General features: G+C 37.4%; 10 protein-coding genes. All 10 read left to right on the top strand.

The features are described from left to right. Nucleotides 1-47: 47 nt before the first annotated feature. The 10 genes from LT090_RS07920 (at nt 48) to LT090_RS07965 (ending at nt 23,139) form a co-directional block, all read left to right on the top strand. Entirely contained in the window at nt 48-4,604 is a 4,557-nt protein-coding gene (locus LT090_RS07920; protein WP_068546452.1) for a two-component regulator propeller domain-containing protein, read from the top strand. Next, nucleotides 4,601-6,379 (top strand): two-component system response regulator, encoded by a 1,779-nt coding sequence (locus LT090_RS07925; protein ID WP_068546450.1) that lies wholly within the window; start codon nt 4,601-4,603, stop codon nt 6,377-6,379. Before LT090_RS07920 ends, LT090_RS07925 begins: the two co-directional genes overlap by 4 nt. A 12-nt stretch (nt 6,380-6,391) precedes the next feature. Next, complete coding sequence (locus LT090_RS07930) at nt 6,392-9,592, top strand: sigma 54-interacting transcriptional regulator (RefSeq protein ID WP_068546449.1); 3,201 nt, start codon at nt 6,392-6,394, stop codon at nt 9,590-9,592. A gap of 151 nt (nt 9,593-9,743) precedes the next feature. Continuing rightward, nucleotides 9,744-10,076 carry a DUF4870 domain-containing protein gene (locus LT090_RS07935; protein WP_068546447.1) on the top strand — a complete coding sequence of 111 codons (333 nt, stop codon included), beginning with the start codon at nt 9,744-9,746 and terminating at the stop codon, nt 10,074-10,076. A gap of 95 nt (nt 10,077-10,171) precedes the next feature. Then, on the top strand, nt 10,172-13,642 hold the full coding sequence (gene recC / locus LT090_RS07940) for an exodeoxyribonuclease V subunit gamma (protein WP_157726625.1): 3,471 nt from the start codon (nt 10,172-10,174) through the stop codon (nt 13,640-13,642). Further along, on the top strand, nt 13,635-17,435 hold the full coding sequence (gene recB, locus LT090_RS07945) for an exodeoxyribonuclease V subunit beta (RefSeq protein WP_068546444.1): 3,801 nt from the start codon (nt 13,635-13,637) through the stop codon (nt 17,433-17,435). Before recC ends, recB begins: the two co-directional genes overlap by 8 nt. Next, nucleotides 17,422-19,446, top strand: coding sequence for an exodeoxyribonuclease V subunit alpha (gene recD / locus LT090_RS07950; RefSeq protein WP_082897163.1), 2,025 nt, complete (start codon nt 17,422-17,424; stop codon nt 19,444-19,446). The genes recB and recD overlap by 14 nt, the downstream gene beginning before the upstream one ends. Before the next feature lie 94 nt (nt 19,447-19,540). Further along, nucleotides 19,541-20,050, top strand: coding sequence for a DUF3087 family protein (locus LT090_RS07955; RefSeq protein ID WP_068546442.1), 510 nt, complete (start codon nt 19,541-19,543; stop codon nt 20,048-20,050). Between the two features lie 154 nt (nt 20,051-20,204). After that, complete coding sequence (locus tag LT090_RS07960; protein ID WP_068546440.1) at nt 20,205-22,415, top strand: winged helix-turn-helix domain-containing protein; 2,211 nt, start codon at nt 20,205-20,207, stop codon at nt 22,413-22,415. 352 nt (nt 22,416-22,767) lie between these two features. Further along, the gene (locus LT090_RS07965; protein WP_068546438.1) at nt 22,768-23,139 is read left to right on the top strand and encodes a DUF805 domain-containing protein; all 372 of its coding nucleotides are present in this window, start codon (nt 22,768-22,770) and stop codon (nt 23,137-23,139) included. Nucleotides 23,140-23,181 lie beyond the last annotated feature (42 nt).

Genomic DNA, 23,181 nt, shown 5'->3' on the forward strand with positions numbered 1-23,181 from the left:
TAAACCGAGATAATAATAAGAAGTAGGTCGGTAAGATGTATAATACTATGAAAGTATTAATAAAAAAGATGTGCTATGTTGTTTTCTGTGGTGGCGCATTGATGTTAAGTACAAATGTTTTAGCAGTAACTCAGCAAGCTCAACTATTTAGCCACACCAATCGAGACGTAGATTTTTCCAATTATACCGATTTAACAGAGCATTTATCGCAACCCGCAGTAAATACTATCGTTCAAGACAAATTGGGATTTATATGGTTAGGAAACCAAATTGGCCTAAATCGTTTTGATGGCATTAATTCAAAAACCTATACTAAAAACTCCGGTCAGCCAAATAGCCTAGAAAGTAATTGGGTACATAAAGTATTTGTCGACTCAGAAGAGCGTTTGTGGGTTCTTGGAAACGGCGGAATAAGTCTTTATTTACCAGAAATAGATGGCTTCCAAAATCTTAACCAAGATAAAAAATATAGCGACGTTTTGACCGATCTATATAAAGCTATCGCAGAAGATAGCGATGGTAATATCTGGTTTGCAGGTATGTCCCATTATTTATACCGGTTAGACACCAAAACATCGGCTATTAGCCGTATTCAAATATCAACAAACAAAGAACTTGAGGTAACTGACTTGATGTTTGCTGCCGATGGAAAACTTTGGCTCACTTCCAATATTGGTCTTTTTATTAAAGATAATGATGAACAAATTGTTAGCTATGAAACTCAAGGCGATAATGGCATACCGTCAACGAAACTCAATGCCGTTTTTCAAGATAGTAATGGTATCAATTGGATCGCGACAAAAGATGCAGGCGTGTTTCAATTTGACTTAACAATCGGTGTATTAGAATCGTTTTCTTTTGACGAAAATAATTCGAAAAGTTTATGTTCTAATGATGTTAGAGACATCATAGAAGATAACAATTTAAATTTGTGGTTTGGCACAGGACAAGGGCTATGCAAGTTAAACCAATCGACGAATGAATTTAAACGTTTTGTTAATAATACAGCAAGACCAAGAAGCCTAGTAGATGATAGGGTTCAAGCGCTATATCAAGACGCGGGTGGTGTTCTTTGGGTTGGTACCTATGCTGGTGTAAGCCGCTGGAACGCTGATTTAATTCCGTTTAACCATATCAATACCAACTTTGAAGAGGGGAAATACCTTTCATCCAACATCATCGCAGCATTTGAACAAGATAATAATGGCAATATTTATGTCGGTACATGGGGCGGAGGGTTAAATATAATCAACCCAACAACTGGCGAGACAAGTTTTATCAACTCCAGTAAAGGTGATATAGGCGCATTACAAGATAATCGCGTAATGAGTTTGCTAATCGACAGTAAAGAAAACCTTTGGGTGGGTACGTTTGCTGAGGGCATACAAATTAAAAGTTCCGACAGCAATATTTTCAAAACTCTAAGCCATGATGAAGCTGACAAAACAACCATCAGTAGCAATGCAATTAGTAAAATCATTGAATTATCCGACGGTACTATCGTGATAGCAACGTTTGGTGGTGGTATTAATTTGATTGATAGCAAGGGTAAAATAAAGCGTGTATCTACTCAAAACAAAGGGCCTTATGGTTTATCTTCTGACAAAGTCCTTGACGTAATAGAAGGCTATGAAAATGATTTATGGATTGCTACACGCAGTGGTGGCGTAAATCGTTACAACATAGATACTGGGCTGGTCGACTATTTTCGAGTAGAAGATAGTGGCCTTGATGGGATGAAAACCAATAAAACAGTAAGTTTACTAAAGACTGAACATTACATTTGGGTAGCAACTCAAGATTCGGGATTAGCGAGAATTGCACGTGATTCTATTGTATCAACAGACTTTAAATTTGAATTTATTGGAATAGAGAAAGGCTTGCCTAGCAATTTCACCTACGCTTTAGTTGAAGACGACTTTGGCTTTATTTGGGTAACCCATACGGAGGGGTTAACTCGATTGTCTGCAGACACACTTGAAATCGATAATTTTAATACTTCCCATGGTGTACAGGGTAAAGACTTTAATAGCGGTGCATATTTTAAGGCTGATGATGGCAGGATCTTTTTTGGCGGCCCAAATGGTTTTAATACTTTTAATCCTAAACATATCCCGATCAATAATCATCAACCAGCGATACGCTTAACTAACTTTTCAAAATTTAACGAATCTATCCCTTTACATCAAATATTTAACAAAGATGAAATTTTGGAGTTAGATCATTTTGAATCGTTTCTGATATTTGAATTCGCGGCCCTTGATTACACAAAACCAGAAGATAATCAGTATCAATACAAAATGGAAGGGTGGAAAGACGAGTGGATTGATTCGGGAACGAATAACCGCATCATGTTTACTAGCTTACCTTATGGTGATTATAAGTTTAGAATACGAGGCTCAAACAACGACGGAGTTTGGAGTAAACAAGAACTAGTAATACCAATTAAAGTAAATCCTCCGTGGTGGTTTACCAACAGCGCTTATGTGTTTTATCTATTTTTGTCATTTTTATTGATCGTTTTATTTATATCACGAGCCAAACAAAAACAACGTCAACAATTAGAATATCAAGCCCAACTTCAATCTGAGGTCGCCCAACGAACAGCGGAATTACAAATGGCTAATGTCGCATTAGAACATGCTGTAATTGAAACAAATAGTGCTAAAGAACAAGCAGAGACAGCAGCCCGAACTAAGGCGAATTTCTTAGCGACAATGAGTCATGAAATCCGTACACCAATGAATAGTATTATTGGTATGAGTGATTTACTAATGAAAACAGGCTTAAATCGAGCACAAAATCGATACGCGCAATCAGTGCAACGAGCAAGTGAAATGCTGTTAGAGCTAATCAATGATATTCTTGATTTCTCAAAGATAGATGCTGAAAAAGTTGAATTAGAAATTGCCGAAGTTAATCTTCATGAACTAATTGAAGAAACGGCATTTTTGTTTGCTAATAAAGCCCATAAAAGTGGTGTTGAACTTACCGTTTCTATTTCGATGGATACACCTCAAATGGTCTTAGGGGATGAACTAAGAATCCGACAAGTTATCACTAATATCATAGGAAACGCAGTTAAATTTACTTTAAGTGGCAGTGTAGAAGTTAGTTGTTTTGTACGTTCAGGCAATATAGAAATAAACGTGATTGATACCGGCTGTGGTATATCGGACCAAAATCAAAACAAAGTTTTCAATGCTTTTAAGCAAGAAGACAGTTCTACTACAAGACGATTTGGCGGAACAGGTTTAGGCTTAGCGATTAGTAAGCGTTTAGTTAAACTAATGGACGGTGAGATTTCACTAAAATCTACAGTCAACCAAGGTTCTACGTTTACTATTTCACTGCCATTACCGACATTCAAGGATACAGTCTTTATTAATTCGGTTGACGTTGAACAACACGTGGTAGTGATGACTGAAAGTGACGTCGTAAAGCGTATGGCTTCAAATGCTTTAAATCGTTTACAGCTTGACCATACAATAGCAACTAATGTTGCAGAGGTTGAGAAAGTACACGCATTATATGATGATGCCATCTTTTTGATAGATAACGAGCAATTGTCCGCTACACCGTGTTATAAGTTTGCCAAAACGGTAGAGAAGCAAGTGATAGTGATGGGTACGACGATGTCTCAAAATCGTTTACTTGATCATGGCTACTACATCGAGAAACCATTGCGTAAAAATGTACTACTTGAAATATTACAAGATTGTATACATGGAAAACAGAGTTCTACTGAAGAAAATTCGGAGTTAATGTTTGCCGATATAGTGGAATTTAAGGCTAGAATACTGTTAGTAGAAGATGTGGTTACCAATCAAGAAGTTGCTAAAGCAATGTTACACTTGTTTGGTTGTGAAGTTGATATTGCCGATAATGGCGCTATTGCAGTTGAGCTGGTAAAAGCCAATTATTACGATTTGATCTTCATGGATTGTCAGATGCCTGTCATGGATGGCTTTGAAGCAACCGTAGAAATTAGAAAACTACAACAATCTTTGAATCAAGAAGATACGCCAATCATCGCATTGACTGCTGGCGTCGGATTAGGCTACGAAGAAAAATGCCTTCAAGCAGGAATGAATTCACATGCCTATAAGCCTTTTACCACTAAACAATTGTTGAGAGTTTTAAAAACTTATTTATCTGGCCTTATCGTTGCAATTGCTCCTGATGATGAAGTTCAAATTGAAGATGTCGATCAACAAGGATATGCTGAAGAGACAAATATTGAAGAGAATGAGTTAATTGATTTAGCGGCAATAGATGCAATCAGAGAGATCGAAAAACTTACGGGTAAATCAATTTATCCAAAAGTATTTGTTAAATTCAAAGCAGAGTTTTCAGGTAAGCTGGTAAAGCTTAAAGAAACCTTAGCTATAAATGATAATGAAGAAGTACGTAAACTTGCCCATGGAATGAAGTCGCTAGCGGCGAATCTTGGAGCAAAAGAGCTTTCACAATTATCAGTTCAAATTGAGCAGTACGCGCATTCTAACGAGTTGCATTTGTGCGTAAGAATTGTAGAAAAGCTGGAAACAGTGTTTCAACAAACGAAAATAATACTTGAAGATGTTGCTAGGGAACTAGTATGAGTAATGAAGAATTAAAAGATTTTTGTGGCGCGAAAGTATTGGTCTGCGACGATGATCCTACCTATTTAATGTTAATGCGAGATACACTTGAAGCAGAAGGCTTTGTTGTATACGAAGCAGCTGACGGCGATCAAGCAATTTTGCAATTTGAGCATGTTATCCCTGATATCGTTTTACTTGATGTCGAAATGCCAGGCTTAAGCGGTTATCAGGTGTGCGAGCGCATTCGCGATCATAAAAAAGGCCATGATGTGCCAATTTTAATGGTTACTGGTGCCGATGATTACCAGTCGATTTTAAAAGCTTATGATATTGGTGCAACTGACTTTTTACCTAAGCCTATTCGTTGGCCTATGATTGGCCATAGAGTGCGCTATATGTTGCGTAGTCAAAATGCTGTTAGCGATCTAAAAGAATCTCAAGATCGATTAAAGTACCTCGCTTATTACGATAGTTTAACTGGTTTACCTAACAGGCAAAACTTTAACGAACATCTGGAGCGTTTCTTATTATTGGCTAATAGAGGCGAATACCATGTTGGTGTTTTGTTTATTGACCTTGATCGTTTTAAACGAATCAACGATACCCTAGGCCATAATTTCGGTGATAAAGTGCTTAAAAAGATCGCCAAGATCCTAGACAGTAATATCAGGAATTGCGATTTAATCGCCCGATCACCAGATCAAATTCCTGAAACTAAAGTTGCTCGTCTTGGCGGCGATGAATTTACCGTATTTCTATCTCGTGTCGATAGTATTGATGATATTGCCCAGGTAGCACAGCGCATCATCGAAGAAGTTTCAGAGCCGATAATGATTGAGCAATACGAGGTTTCAGTAACGCCGAGTATTGGTATTTCAGTTTATCCAAATGATGGCCATACAGTTACCAATTTAATGAAAAATGCTGATGTCGCTATGTATCATGCAAAAGAACAAGGGCGCAGTTGTTTCAAGTTCTATTCTGATTCACTTAACAGTCGCGCGAAAGAGCGATTACATCTAGAACAGGCGCTCAGAGGTGCCATCGAAAACGATGAGTTTGAATTGTACTATCAACCGCAGATGGATACTCGCGATTCAAGTATTGCTGGTGTAGAAGCGTTAATTAGATGGAATAATCCAAAACTCGGTATTGTTTCACCAGCGGAGTTTATACCAGTCGCTGAAGAAACCGGGATGATAATAAAAATTGGTGAATGGGTATTAAGACAAGCATGTTTTCAAGCTAAGCAATGGCTCGATAAAGGTTTTTCAGATTTTCAAATGTCAATAAACCTGTCAGCAGTGCAGTTTAAACGTGGAACCTTGGTAGGATTAATACAATCGGTATTAAAAAATACGGGTTTACCACCACAGATGCTAAAATTAGAAATAACTGAAAGTGCGGTAATGACTGATGTAGAAGAAAATATTGTTCGTTTGCAACAGATCAAAACCTTAGGAGTAGGCATTGCCGTTGATGATTTTGGTACTGGCTATTCTTCGTTGAGTTACCTGAAGAAGTTTCCAATTGATACGTTGAAAATAGATCGTTCTTTTATCGCTGACATTAACCGTAATAACGATATTGCTATAGTCAAAGCGATATTAGCACTGGCGGAATCGCTCGGTTTAGATGTCGTCGCTGAAGGTGTTGAAAACCAAGAACAATTGAGAATTTTAAACGAGAATAATTGTTTTTACATACAAGGCTATTTGTTTAGCAAGCCGTTAGATGCACAATCTTGTGAAGCGCTGTTGATTAACGATCGCGTTTTAGATATTAGTAAGTAGTAAGTTGAATTAATGACAATAACAAAAATAATAAAAAATAGTGACGTTCAAGCTAACAAACATGCTTATGTTTATGGTGAAAATGAGCATTTTGGAAAACTATTAGATTTATTGGCAACACTGGGTTACCAAGTAAAAGTATTAGCTAATCTAAATTTAAGTTTTATCGACGATAATCATCGAATTAATGGGCATTTACTGTTTATTGACAACAATTTATTAGCTGAACAATCGATAGATAAGTCAACACTTTGTCAATCAATTGATGGTGTCGTTTATATCGTTAATAATCATACTGAGACAGATCTTGAAAGCAATCTCGAAAACCAAATCGAAGAGAATACTAAATCAATATATACCTATTTAAATCTTCACCAATCTGTCGAACAAATCAGCGCACTGATTAAATTTGGCATTTATAAATCGAATTTTAGTAAAACTCATATCCAGCAAAATAATTTGTTAACTCAAGCTGTAGACTGTATTAGCGATTATGTTATTTATCTTGATGATACAGGAGCGGTTACCGCGCTGAGCAATGCTGCGCAAGTTCTTTTTGATGATAATGAGCATAGCTTGATTGATGGTGCGCCATGGTATATCGGTCAGCCTTGGTACAAAGTAATCAATTCTCGTGAAGATCTTACGTCACAGCATTCACAACAATTTATTGCCGCGGCGATTAAAGTTAATGCGGTGACTAAGCTACAACCTATAGCGATCAAGACTATAAGCAATTCTAGTGTGTTAGTCGACGGTATTATTGGACCAATTAAACAACGAGGCGTTCGCAGTGGCTCAATAATAATGCTACGTAAACTCACAAGTTTAGATAATTTACCTAAGGTTTTAGAATTAAAACCGTTGACTCATAAAAACGCCAATGAAGAAAGTAGGGTTTCAGGGATATTACTGTTTAGCCCAGATGATTTTAACAAAATAAACTTGAAATATGGTCGTGAAGTTGGCGATCAAGTGTTGTATCAAATTGGTAAGCTTTTACGTAATTTTGTTCGCCCAAGTGATATGACGTCACATTATGGTGGAACCATGTTCTTGTTAATGTTTTCTAGTGCAAGTGAAGAGCAAATTGTTAACATTACCAATAAGTTACGTGAGTTACTAAATGAGTATCGATTTAATCAACAATCATTAAATTTAAAATTTAGTTTCGGTCTCGCAGTGAATAACGAACATATAAATTATTCACCAATTGAACTGTTTTACTTTGCTAATTTTTCGTTATCTCAAGCCGGACAGTCGGGCGGTAATCGCTTAGAAAAATGGTTATTTCAAAACACCTTACAACAAATAGGTAATCTCGATAAATTAAGCGGTAAGGTGACCCAAACCGGCGATCAAGATTATCAAAAAATGTTGATGCAATGGAACATTCTCAATAACTTAAATACGCTTAACGATAAAGGCAGTTTTATCGAGCAGATTTTGAAACATTGTCTTCAAGGTTTTGATCTAGAGTCGGCTGCATTTTTTAATATAAATGATGGCTGTTACCAGTTATCGCAAGCCATTGATAAAAATGGCAAAGCCCAAACCAATGATGATGTAAGTTTCTCAGAGAATCAACTGAGCTATTTAAACTCAATCTGTGAAAATAATGAATACGGCAAAGTGTTTACCTCAATGGTAGCAAATGGTGGATTGCAAGTTGTTGTTCCTATCCGTAAGCATGATCAAATTAGTCATTTCTTATATTTTATTACTCAGCAGGATAATTCTGTACGTATTCACGATCACCATGTATTACTTAATATTGCTGACTTTATAGCGCTTACGTTAAAGCGTTTAAACCCTAAATCATCAACAAGTTCTTCATTGTTAAGCAATGGGGATAATTTCTGGTATCAATCTAAGAACATGCATCAATTGATGAGTGAAGTGAAAATGGTTGCTCCAACCAGTGCGACGGTGTTGATTACTGGCGAGTCAGGAACGGGTAAAGAAGTTCTTGCTAAAAATATTCATCAGCACAGTAACCGTAAAGATAAACCATTCATTATTTTTGACTGTGGTACCGTGGTCGACAACTTAATTGAAAGTGAATTATTTGGTCATACCAAAGGCGCGTTTACCGGTGCTGATAAGAAGTCTGAGGGTAGTGTTGCAAAAGCTGACGGTGGTACTTTATTTCTTGATGAAATAGGAGAATTGCCTCTTGATATGCAGGTGAAGTTACTTAGGTTTGTTCAAGAAAAGCAATACTCGGCAGTTGGTAGTGGAGAATTAAAAAAGGTTGATGTACGTATAGTCGCCGCAACCAACGTAAATTTAAAAGAAAAGATCAAACAAGGTCTATTTAGAGAAGACCTCTATTTTAGACTCGATGTATTCAATATAAAAAATATCGCATTACGCGACCGTATCGAAGATATTGTACTCATTGCAGAATCATATTTACATGTCTATGCGGAAGAGTATGACAAAGTGATATTGGGAATTAGCGATGAAGCGAAACAAGCGTTAATTGAATACCAATGGCCTGGAAATATTCGAGAGTTAAAAAACCTCGTACATAAGGCTGTTATCTTGTGTCAGCAAAACCAATTAAGTTGTGAACATATTGGTTTGTACCCTGCAATTAGACAACCTTCGAATCAACATTCTCTTAATCGACATCATTCGTTTATGGGTGATAGCTATGCTATTGAACAAGTCCAAAATTCAGCGGGATTGAGTAGTTCTATTGACAGTTCGAAATTAATGTCTGATAAAGGCAATAAGCTAAGTTATTTTAAGGATCAGACTGCCAACTCTGAAGAAGCTATTTCGGCGAAGAGTATGGAGCTAGTTAAGCTATGTATTTCTCATCAAAGTAGTATAAAGGCATTAACGCCTATAGCACCATGGGTAGAGTTTTTGTTGTATAAGAAAGCACTTGTCACTCACAATGATATTGCTCTGCAAGCATCTAATTCATTGAATATTGCTGAAAGTACGTTTAGGCGACGTTGGAAGAAACTTCAGACTGCAGAAGAGCCGCAACAGTTTAAGATTTTGCAATTAAGTTATGAACTGGCGGATTTGATTTTAGAAGAAGAAGGTGAGTTTTCGAAGATTAATCGCATGAATTTAGTATTAGCAAACCATAGTCTAGAAGCAGGACTTACGATGAAGCTTGCTAGTACCTTACTAGATGTTTCTGTACCTACATTGCGAAAGCTCGTGAATACACCTGTATCAGAAGTATGTTAGCTAAACATTAGTAGAGCGATGGATTGGACAATGTCGCGTAGTGAAATTGCGTCTAGAGCGCTATATCATAGCACCGAAAAGCGGTTGTAAACTTGAAAAAATGGAAAAAAAATCTACTATTTAAAGTAGTGAAAGCATAAAAGGAGTAGTTATGACTCAAGCGCATTTTGATGATAAAACTTTTAAGTTTGAAGGTAGAACCATTGCAATTTTAAGCTATTTCACTATTGTTGGTTGGATTGCGGCGCTGATATTACACAGTAACAATCCGACCCGTTTAGGTGCATTTCACTTGCGCCAATCATTAGGGCTTTTTCTTACCTGGGTGATTCTAAGTTTTATTCCTGTTATAGGTTGGCTACTTGCAGTCGCAATAATAGCTTTGTGGGCTATAGCATTATATGGCGCAATTGAATCACAGGAAAAAGAATTGCCTTATGTTGGTGAGTTTTTTCAGCAAAGCTTCAATTCATTGATTGAATAATCAGCAGGCAGATATTTGTTGTCGTTTTTAGCTAGTTAAAAAGCCGTCTTTGTGATTAAATCAATTTAATACCAAAATCTATTTGAGGCATTGATTTGATTTATATTTATCCTGCAAATCGCATGGAAGATTTGTTGTTACTTTTCGATGCCGTGCAAAATAAATCTCCCCTCAATGTACTCGAACAAGAAACAGTGCTAGTTCAAAATCCGGGTATGCAACACTGGTTAAATATGCAACAGGCAAAAATCAGTGGCATTAGCATGAATGCAAATTTTGTTTTGCCAGCACAGTTCTTATGGAAACAACTCAAAATACTTGCTGGCTCACAAGCACCAGAACAATCACCGTATTCTCGAGAAGTATTAACGTGGCGTATTGATGCTTTATTGCAGGATGATACTATTTTGATGGAGCCTAAATGTCGTTTGGCAAATGAATATTGGCAACCTGGTGGTGATAAAGACCCTCTCAAACGATTTCAACTTGCTACTCAACTCGCTGATCTATATGAACAATACTTAATTTATCGACCAGAGTGGATCAATGCTTGGTCTAATGGCAAAACCGTTAAAGAATTAGACAAATCCAATAAAGAGACACAACAATGGCAATCGGCAATATGGTATTTGCTTAATCAAAATATCCCATATGATCCGCTAACTTTAATCGAATTGGCTAAGAGTAACATTGAAAGTAAGAAAGAATTGTTACCTAAAAGAGTGTCTTTATTTGGTATCAATTCTATGGCTCCTATGTGGGTTGAGTTTTTAGATATGCTCGCTGATGTCGTAGATGTTCACATCTATCATCTCAATCCATGTTACGAGTATTGGGGCGATATTAAAACTGATAAAGCACAAGCTAAACAGGCGTATATGGCTCAGGTTTCACGTTGGCCAGTTGAGTTAGACAATGAGGGCGTTAACCCGTTACTTGCGAATCTAGGCCAACAGGGAAGAGAGTTTTTATCGCAATTACACAGTATTGAAAATATTGAAATACCGCTTTATGACAATCTTATTGAAGACAGTGGTGCGGCGGAGTATACCTTGCTTGATAAAATTCAGCAGGATATTTTGACCTTAAATGATCAACGCGAGCAACCAGAGACAGGACTGATTGATAGTAGTATTACCATTACATCAGCTCATAGTTCACTGCGAGAAGTTCAAGGCTTACATGATTATCTACTGCATTTATTTAATGAGGATAAAAACCTTACGCCAAAAGATGTATTGGTGATGTGCCCTCAAATTGAAGACTATGCCCCGTATATTGATTCTGTATTTGTTAGAGGCTGGGATGATGTTGGTGACAGAGTACCGCCGTTACCTTGTTCGATAGCCGACCGTGTCAGCAAAGATTCTGAGCCCTTAGTTGCTGCATTTAGTGAATTACTGTCAATGCCAGATAGTCGTTTTTCAATATCACAAATAATGTCTTATCTTCGATTGTTGCCGTTGCAAATGAGATTTGGTTTAAATGAACAGCAAGTCGAATTGATCTGTGATTGGCTAGTTAAAGCGAATATACATTGGGGACTGGATGACGAACATAAAAACCAACAACTTGGTATAAACAACGCGAGTTCACAATTTACTTGGCAACAGGGTTTAGACCGGTTGTTGCTTGGTTTTGTTTATGGTGATCAGCAAGTCCTAGATGGTGATACGCTATATCTGCCTTGGGTGGAAGGCGATAATTCAATTGTATTGGGCAAGCTCATCCTGTTAATTAAACAATTGCAGATTTTAACGATTGAATTTTCAAAAGAAAAGTTGGCGAAAGACTGGCAAAAGAGTTTACTCAAATTTGTTGAACAGTTGTTTAGTGAGCAAGATTCTGATCAAGGTTATTCAATTATCACTCATGCCATCGAATCGTTAGGTGAATATTGTCAACAAGCAAGTTATTCAAGTGACATAGGTATAGAAATTGTTCGTGACTTTTTAAACAGTCATTTTTCTCAGCCTGATCCGGGGCGGCAGTTTTTGATTGGCCAAATCACATTTTGCTCGATGCTGCCAATGCGATCGATCCCATTTAAAGTGATCGCCGTGTTAGGTTTAAATGATGGACAATACCCACGTCAAAGACAACCACTTGGTTTTGATTTAATGTCCTCCGTTAAAGCAAAAGTAGGTGACAGATCGCGTCGCGCAGATGATAGGTACCTTTTCCTTGAGGCGTTAATTTCAGCTCGACAGAATCTCTATTTAAGCTATCAGGGAAGGGACATAAAAAACAATAATGAGCGTCAACCTTCCATCGTTCTTCGAGAATTAATGGATTATTTGCAGCATGGCTATAATTGGACTTTTGAGTCTGTCGACGAGTCTTCAACACAATTTCGACAGCTGCCATTGCAAGTGTTTAGTCGACAAAACTATGTTTCGACCCAAGCGTTTGCAAGTTTTGATCAAAATTGGTTTAAATTGGCTAATATTGAAAAAGCAGAAGTAGAAGCAGAAGCGAATAGCACATTGCCTGAACTTGCAACTGCGCCTCAAAATGACTCACCAAACGACGTTTTGGTGATCAGTATTTCGCAGTTCAGTCAGTTTTATAATCATTCGTTAAAGGTCTATGCTGAGCAGCGCTTAAAGCTGTTTTTTAATAAGCAACAATTAACTCTTGATGACAGTGAACCATTTGCCACGAATCACTTAGATAAGTATCTATTTCAACAACATAGTGTCGAAAGTATACTGCTAAATAGCGACAACTATGATCCAATACAAGCGAAAACAGTCGCTAGGATCTCTGGCGATTTTCCTGATTCACCTTTGATAGAAGAGACCATAGATACATGGCAAAACAACATGTCTATGTTTAGTGCTCAAATCAAGTCACATATGAAGCAACTAGGCTTATCAATACATGGGCCACGATTTTATCAGTACCTGACGAACGACAGCGGTTCAAACAGTAGCGTAGAGGTGAGTGGGCAATTAGATGTTTACATCAATCAAGCAGCTTTATCTGGTGAACATATGTCGATAAATGAGAGTAACGTGATCATTGTTAAGCGACCAGCTAAAGCAAAATCAAAGGACTTTATCACGTTGATGGTGCAACACCTATGTGCGCAAGCAAGCCTATGCGATGAGCAAAAAGTAGAAAGTTATGGTTACTTTATTGATGAAAAAGAGCAATGTTTACAAGTGATTTCTTTAGCAAATGTAGACAATGCCAAAGTACTATTGAATACCTTAATCCAAACCTATCGGTTAGGCCTGGAAAAACCAACGTTGATCCACTCTGATATTACATTTGATCAGTGCTGGAAAAAGAATAAGTTTAGAGACAGCGAGTACGAGCCAAAAGAATTAGCCAAATTATGGCAAGGCAATGATTTCGTACCTGGTTTAGGTGACGATGATTACATAAGCTACTTTTATCCCCAAGGTGCATCAATGCATGACTGTAACCAGGTTATTGATTCAGTATTTAGAGAGTTGTTTGCCATCGTGGCATTCGAAACAATCGATTTAGATGAGTCTCTATTAGAAGAGTCTGGATTAGGTATTAATACCAATTTAGTAGGTGATTCTAATGAATAACGTCAAACAGTTTCATCGCCAAAGTCAAAGTGAAAACCAAAATGAAAGCCAAGCATTAATCGCCCATACATTACCGCTATTTGGTAGTCATTTGATCGAAGCAAGTGCTGGTACCGGTAAAACCTTTAATATCACTCGGATATATTTACGGTTATTGATTGAGCGTGAATTGAGCGTAGAGAATATATTGGTGATGACCTTTACCAAAGCTGCTACGGAAGAAATACGCGGTCGTATCGACCAGTTTTTAAGAGAAGCTTTGGCAAACTGGGATGACTATGTTGAACAGGGGGATGAATATTTTGTCGCCTTAGATAATCATGTTAAAGCCCATGAAAAAGATTATCGAATATACCTAAAAAGTGCACTAATTAACCTAGATGAAGCAGCGATTTTTACCATACATGGATTTTGCAAAAGAGTGTTGTCACAGCAAGCGTTTGCAAGCGGGCTTAGCTTCAATGCAAAAATGGAGGCCGATGATAGCGAGTTATTGCTAGAAGCTGTGCAAGATTACTATCGTTTGATTGCAGCCGATAGTCAATCAGAAAATTTAGAACGTTATCAAAGAGTTGTTGAGCATTGGGCGACGCCAGAGCTATTTATTAAAAGCTTTAAAGATCTCATTAAAGATGAACTTGTGCCCACCTTTCATGATGAAAAGTCATTAGCGATTAGCGTGAGTGAAATCGCTTCTCGGGTGGTAGATGATTTACATCATGCTGAAAGCGTAATTTACCAAGAGTTGATAGATAACAAGAAAAACAAAGCCCGTGATGATCGCATTAAAGAGTTTGAAGAGTTATTAGCATTTGCAAAAGCGCTCGCTGCATTAACTAACAACTTGTCAGATGATAGTAATTGTCATTACTTGTCGCAATTTAATCATCTTATTGCAACTAAAGTAGATTATAAGTTTATTGGCAAAGGCAGAATGCCTAAGTCTGCAGATAAAGCTGATATTAAACAGCAACTGGTCGATAGTTTTAAGTCGTGCGAACAGCTTAAAAAACTGCAAAGTGATTATGATAAGGCGTTAGATAAGGCGCAATCATATAGTTTAGCGGCAGGCGCCGTTGCAGTGATCAAACAATCGATAGTAGTTAAAAAACAGCAACTTAGTATGCTTAACTTCGATGATTTGATTTCAACGTTAGCGAATGCATTGGTAAGCGAGAACATAAACAATAGCGAAAACAATAACACTGCCCAAGGTGCAACCACTTCAGCCACGTTAAAGCAGGCTTTATTAAACCAATACCCGGTCGCTTTGGTTGATGAATTTCAGGATACCGATAAAAAGCAATTTGATATATTGCGAGTTTTGTATTTTGCTGACACTAATGAAGAAAGCGTTGTTGATGAGCCTATGCAAGGCCAGTTAATCGTCGATGATATTCAACCGGCACTGTATTTGATTGGCGATCCCAAACAAGCAATCTATGGTTTTCGTGGTGGCGATATCTTTACTTATCTTGCTGCTAGTAAGCTCGTTGACTGGCAGTGGATGATGGATACCAATTGGCGATCCTCTGCTGAGATGATTGATGCATACAATCATTTATTTTATGGCGGAGATATTGAGGGCGAAGGCAACGATGTGTTCGGCTTTGATATTAGTTATTCACCGGTCAAAGCATCGGTAAACGCCGGTAAAGAACAGTTGCTTGATGAGAAAGATTATAAAGCCTTGCAACTAGTTAACTTTTTGGTACCAGAAGATAACCTGTATCGCAATCGCGCCAAAGTAGATTTTAGAACTGAAATGGCAAATTGGTGCGCTGCTGAAATTAGCCGCTTGCTATCAACTGCACAATTGCAAAGCAACACATCTAAAAACGACTCTACTAATACTGAACAGAACGCGCTAGCTGCAGCAGATATTGCGATACTTGTGCGAGACGGAAAAGAAGCAGCGGATATTAAACAGGCGCTAAATCGCTTTAATTTACCGTGTGTCTATAAATCGGAGCGCTCTAATTTATTTGAAAGCGACATCGCTAGCGAATTTATTAAAGTACTCAATGCGGTGATTAACTATCAAGACGATAGGGCGTTTGTTTGTGCACTTGCTGGACCATTTTTTGGCTTCGGCGTCGATAAATTATTACAACTGCAAGACGATGAACTTGCATGGGAACGATTACGTGAGCAATTTAATCGATTGCTTAGCCTATGGTCAAAGCGTGGTTTTATGGCGATGGCTCTTAAGTTGTTACATGATCATTATCCGAATAAAAATAAAGACAATGAACGTGATTTAACCAATATTATTCACTTGTTTGAGTTACTACAGTCGGCAAGTCAGCAATTAAAACAGCCACAGGAGCTACTAGCGTATTTACAGCATCAAGTAGAGCATTTATTTGCTGATGAAGCTGAGCTGAGATTAGAAAGCGATGCCAACTTAATTCAGATCGTTACCATGCATGGTTCAAAAGGTTTAGAATATCCGGTGGTATTTGCACCATTTTCCACAAGGCACAAAAATCCAGTTAAGTTTGGTACAAAAACCAAAGAAGTATTGCGTTATCACAATGAAGGTGGCGACTTTAAAATACATCTGGGCGAAGATGAAAACGCTAAGCAACGCATGGCTAGTGAAGGATATGCAGAAGACATACGTTTACTTTACGTGGCGATAACACGGGCAAAACATCGTTGTTATCTTGGCTTAGTTAATTTCCCTGAATACCATTTATCTGCCATCGGCCAAGTTTGCCGATTCACTGATGGTGTTGATATCACCTCGGGTGTACAAAGCTTGCTTAATGTTTGTTCTAATATTGGCATAGATACTATTGATACGCAGCACTTAGCGATAGATCCGTATCAAGCGCAATTAGACCAAAAGCAATATCATATTGCTCAGTTTGATGGACGTATAGAGCGTGATTGGTGGTTGAGTTCCTTTTCTGCATTAACTCGAAATCATCGCCATGGTGGCCGCACTGAGCCAGATAGAGACAATGAAGCAATTAGTGAAAACGTCAATCAAATACCGTTGTTGAAAGATAGTATTCGTTTCGATTTTACCAAAGGCGCTAAGACAGGTAATTTGCTTCACGATTTACTTGAATATCAAGATTTTTTAGAGCCTAATTGGCCGTTATATGGCAGTACACTGGTGTCTAAGTTTGGAGAGTTTGTAAAACCGTATCAAGCAGAGCACCTTTATGATTGGTTAGATGACTGTTTAAAGTCTCCGCTTAACAGTGATGGTTTAAGTTTATCGTCACTGAGCCGCGCCAATACCTTACGTGAAGCCGAGTTTTATTTCCCAATGGAGCAAGTAAGTATCTCAGCCTTGAAGCAGTTGGTTCAACGCTATAGAGAGTCAATAGGGTATGGCAACTTGCCAGTTCAATTGCCGGATTATGGTCAGTTAAAGGGAATGATGCACGGTTTTATCGATTTAATATTTTGCGCAGATGATAAATATTACGTTTGTGATTATAAATCGAGTCACTTAGGGGATAGCTTTAGCCATTATCAACAAGATAAGGTTGCCCGCCATGTCTGCGAAAATTTCTATGATTTACAATTTTTGATCTATTCGTTAGCGTTGCACCGCTATTTAAAAATACGAGTCGATGATTATGATCCTGAGCTGCACTTTGGTGGCGTGTATTATTTATATTTAAGAGGGATGAGCGCTGGAAACAAAGATTTTCAAGGTGTATTTTATGACAATATCAGCGCCAGCTTTCTTGAGCAGCTCGATAGCGTATTTCGCGGTGAATCATTGCCTGAACCGATTAACATGGAGGTAACTAACCATGTTGTTAAATAATACTACCTGTGTGTATGCTGATTATTATCAAGCCAAACGAAAGCTTTCAGGCCTTGAAGCAATAGATTACTTTCTCGCAGAGCGCATTGTCGCTTCATACACAATCAACGTGGTGCTCAGCGAGCAAGAAGCAAAGCTTTTGTTTCATTTGATCATTGCCTTAAGTGAAAGTCAGCGTAATGGTCATAGTTGCCTAGATTTAACTCAGATTTATAACCAAACTCTGTTTTCTTCTTCTATAGATGGTAAAGAGAAAAATATAAATGGGCTCAATGCCGACGAAGAGCAAACAGGCTATCGCTTTGCAAACAAAGACCTAATAGATGGTTTGCTTGAAAAAATCACGATTGATAAAGACGCTACTGCCAATAACAATAACAATAACAATAACAATAACAATAACAGTAACAGTGTTAGTGATTTGATTGTGCATCAATATGGTCAATTGTATTTGCGCAGATATTGGCAATTTGAATGTCAATTGGCCGACTTTATTAAAATAAAACTGGTGCAACAACCATCAGTGGATTTAAATCAATGTCGACATATTATTGATACTCTTTTTCCCAATGTCGAAAGTGATAGAGGTGAGAAAGGCAGTAATAACCCAAACAATCCGCCTCATCCAGATTGGCAAAAGCTGTCAGTCGCCAATTCATTAAATAAAACATTTAGTATTATCGCTGGTGGTCCTGGTACAGGCAAAACCTATACCGTAACTAAATTACTTGCCGGGTTGTTAATGAACAATAGTGACTTACATATCGAAATGGTCGCACCAACAGGTAAAGCGGCGCAACGCTTATCAGAGTCTATTACTGATGCGGTTGCTAAGTTTGCTGAGCAAGGCATGATTGCACCAGATACGTTAGCAAGAATACCCGAACAAGCATCAACAATTCATCGATTACTCGGTGTTATCCCTAATAGTCCTAATTTTAGACACAACGAAACCAACCCGATTAGCGCTGATGTGTTGCTTATTGATGAAGTATCAATGGTTGATTTGGCAATGATGACACGTATTTTTCGAGCATTACCAGCACACTGTCAGTTGATAATGTTAGGTGATGCAGATCAGCTGCCTTCGGTTGCAACAGGTAGCGTTTTGGCAGATTTAGCACCAATTAAGACAACACATTATAGTGAGCAAAATTGTCATTATTTAAGCCAAGTCTGTAATTATTTAGAAAATGACTTGAGGCCGTCAGTGGAAGCAGAAACGGCGCTCGAAGCACATAGCTTTGATTACTTGACCTATCTAACATTTAGTCGTCGCTTTAGTGGCGACGGTGGCATCGGTCAAATTGCCAAACTGGTTATAAAAGGCGATGTAGAAGCATCTTGGCAGCTTTTAACTGAGCAAAGTCAATCTGAATTAAGTCATATTGATGACGCCGATTTAGATCGTTATATCTCGGCAACAACGGATAAGTATTACAAGCATGTTTTTGCAAGTAAAACGGTGAGCGAAGCTTTTGAGCAGTTTAGTAAATTTAGAATTTTGGCACCGACTCGAAGCGGTGAGTATGGACTTGAAAATCTCAATTTAATGATTGAGCAACGGCTAAAGAAATTAGGATGTATTACAACTGATAACGCGCTTTATGTTGGCAGACCAATAATGATCAACCAAAACCATTACGGCGTTAATCTATTTAATGGTGATATTGGTATGTTATGGCCTAATGAAGATGGCCGACTTGTCGCTTATTTTCCCCAGCAAGATGGTTTTAAGCAGGTTTCTGTTAGTCGCTTACCATCCTTTGATACGGTTTATGCGATGACCATACATAAAACTCAAGGTTCGGAATTTGAAACAGTGTCTTTGGTATTGCCGGCAAGTGGCGGAGAGCGTTTGTTATCGAGAGAGTTAATCTACACTGGGGTAACGAGAGCGAAAAAACATTTGCAAATATTTTGTCAGTCCAATGTGTGGAAGCAGGGCGTAAGTCAGAAAGTGAGTCGAGCATCTGGTTTAACCAAAAGAATGAACGATAGCGAATTTTAGACCGCTAATATGGTCAAACATCAATAAGCATCAATAAATATCAATAGATCGGGCCATAGCAAATTGGCTCTTAAAAAATAAGTATCAACAAAAAATGAAACTTCAAAAAATAGAAAAGAGCGCTTACCGACAAATGCTCAATAAAGTCATTGTCGCTTTTATTATTAGTTTTGCTGTATTAGCGATTGTATTTGGTCAAATACTCATTGCGCTATTGTCACAGCCAAATGCTGATAATTTCTGGTTAAACTTCACCGGTGTGGTGATTGCGTTAGTCTGTTGCCTAAGCGCCATCAATAGTATTAAAAACAAAGATTATATGCGCGAAGTACTTTACGTATGGGAGCTTAAAAAGCAAATCAATTTCATCTATCGTAAATTGACAAAAATTAAGTTTGCAGGATTACAACATGGTGACATTGATGCCTTAGTCATTCTTAACTTTTATTACAAAGCTTGTCACCAGCTTTATACACTTGATGACAATACTATTACTATCGATACGTTAAACAAAGAGCAAGCTGCTTTAGAGAGCTATTTAGATGAGCATCAACTCAATCTGAGCGAACAGCAATATCAAGCCGAAACGTTGAAAAAATATTAACATAGAGCTCAATAAATTCTTTTATATATTGCCTACAATTTAAAGTAAGTTTGTCCCTCAACGATTGATTGGTAAAACCGAAAGAAAGCACTAAACTTAAGTGTAGGTTTTCAATAATGTCTATACGGCTTAGTTTACCTACAAGGATAGAGTGGTGAGCAACAATGATTTAACTTATCGATTAGAAGACTGGCTTATATATCCAGAGCAGTCGACGATAACAAACAACGGTGAACTTATCCATCTCGAACCGAAAGTGATGGAGGTTTTAGTTTATCTTATCAAAAACTCAAATAGAGTTATTTCTCGTCAAGAATTAACCGACAATGTATGGCAATCAAGACATACCTCGGATGAGGTTATAACTCGAGCAATATCGATTCTTCGCAAAAAGCTCCATGATACGGGCAAAGTACATCACTTTATTAAAACCATTCCCAAACACGGTTACATTCTTGAGTGTGATGATGTCGGTTTAGATCCTAGACAGGAAGAGTCGTTGCAACAGAATTTGTTTGACGTAGAAAAGAGTTCGATTGTCATCCATAAAAAATTAGTCTTGTTAGGGATCCTGACAATAATTCTCGTTATTGGACTAACCTCGGTGGTATTAGTTAAACAAAATAAGGCGCATCCTGTAGACAATAAAATCTATATCTCTCTTAATAAATTTGAGGCATTGGATGGCTCTCAAAATACAGAGATGGTGGCAAATTCAATTACTGAGCAGCTGATCACGACACTAAGTAATTCAGAACATATCCGGGTTACTGTAGGTCAAACTGATACACCTGAGGTTATTAGTGAAAACGTATTTAAGATCGCAGGCGTCGTACAACAAATCGATTTAGAATTTCAAATTAACCTGCATTTCATCAATGCAGAAACTGGTATTGTAATCTGGAGTCAATCATTTGCCGGCGATAAAAGTCAATGGCATGAACTTGTTACTAATATTAGCAATACTATTGATTATTTTCTTGAAGTTGCCATTCAAGACTCCCTAGACTTGCATTCATTAACCTTACAGAACTTGCAGGCGGCAATTGTCGTACACCAAGCTCGCCAATTGCGTATTGCAGGCGGTAATGAGAACTTAAATGAAGCTATCAACATGCTTGAAAATTCATTATATGCTTTTCCTGGCGAAACTATTTTAATCAGCGAATTAGCATTAAGCCACTTCATTAAAAATGTAAATTCAGCGTCAGAAGGAAATTTTGATCGAGTAGAGCAATTATTAAAACTCGCCGATAACCATGACAATAATTATCCTTCATATTGGCTAACAGAAGCTTTATTTAAATACAAAACTGCAAAAATCACTTTGCAACAAGCGCTAACAATTATAAATGAACAGATATCTAATATTGATAAAAATGCTGAAGCTCAAGCGTTAACAGGAAATTTATATCGTATAAGTGGAGATCTATATACGGCACGTAGCTTGTTACAAACCGCAGTTAGCAAGAATCCAAATTACGCATACGCCACGTATACTTTGGCTAGAATTCAAAATGAACTAGGTGAACATCAACAATCTATTTCGTTGCTTGAGTCATTTTTAAATCAACATCCTGCAAATCAAAATATATTACGACTGTTGCTGAAAAATTATATTGGTATATCAAAATTCAATCGAGCAGTGAATATAGTCAACAAAATAGAACAATCTAAATTAAACCAAAGTCATGAACTTGTTGGCGATTCTTATTATTATTTAGGCCTTAATGAAAGTGCTTTTGCCGCTTACGATAAAATAGCGGTTAACGGCAATCCTATGTTGCAGTACCAGCGATTATGTGTGGTTAACATAATGAAAAAGGACTTAGTGCAAGCTTCGCAATTTTGTCAATTAGCAAAAGAAAATAAAAGTAGTCTACTAGCACGGTTTTATATGGCGCGATTGTTAATGTTAAAAGGCGACTATCAGTTAGCAAAAGCTGCGTATGAGCTTAATTTTGAGGTTTTGAAAGATCGCTTTAGAGCAGGGGAACCAAATGAACTGCTGTATGAAAAAACTGATTATGTATTCCTGTTATCAAAAACAGGTGAACTCGACAAAGCACAAACTATAGCGAATGAACTCTTAGCAAAATTAGAAAGCACACCGAGAATGGGATACAACGGTTATGGTATTGCGGATGTTATTTTACTTTTAGCCATTAAACAGCCTGACAGGGCCTTTAAACAATATCAAAAAGCATTAGAAGATGGTTGGCTACATTGGAACGACTGGCGTTATGGTGGACCTCATCCTGCATTAGTAGAACTTACAAATTCTATAGATTTTAATCAATGGCAATCGTACATTGATGAGTCTTTATCTAATCAACGCAAAATGTTAACAAGCCTATCTGAGTAATTCACTGGTTGATTATCAATAAGTATTAGGTTGTAACCTAAGGTTTTCGCTCTGAAAAATTTGACCTATCTGACTGAAAATTATAATGTAATACAAGTTTGTAGTTACTCAATAAATTAATGATTTTGGTAAATATAAACTTACGAAGGAAATTGTTAGTTGAACTAAATCTTTGAAAAAGTTACTTCAAGACTCGTTCTATTATACAAATTATACGAATCATTAGAGCGGAATATATCTAGTTAAGCTCATCATCGTTGATAATTTAGTTTTACTATAGGTAAAATTTACTCTTAATGACTTAAAACACATTTATTGAATGTGGTTATATTAATAAAAAAAGGGAAAAAAAATGAACTGGTACATTACAGTGTTAAAAAGGTACGCCACTTTCAGAGGTCGATCTCGTAGATCTGAATATTGGTTTTTCACTTTATTTAATGTATTAATTAGTTTCGGACTAGCTTTTATTGACGGTATGGTCGGTAGTTTCGATGCTAATTCGGGGGTTGGTATGCTTAGTGGTTTTTATACTTTAGCCATAATAATACCATCGATTGCCGTTGCTGTACGTAGACTGCATGACACTGAACGAACTGGCTGGTGGTTGCTATTACTCCTTATTCCATTAATTGGTCCTTTAGTGATACTATTTTTTATGGTCTCAAATGGTAATAGTGGCGCTAACGAGTATGGTGATGACCCAAAAGAGTTAACTGCATAACACATATCCATTTGTATGAATCAAAAAACTGATATTTTTGGC

This window comes from Thalassotalea crassostreae (assembly GCF_001831495.1).
GTDB classification, from domain to species: domain Bacteria; phylum Pseudomonadota; class Gammaproteobacteria; order Enterobacterales; family Alteromonadaceae; genus Thalassotalea_A; species Thalassotalea_A crassostreae.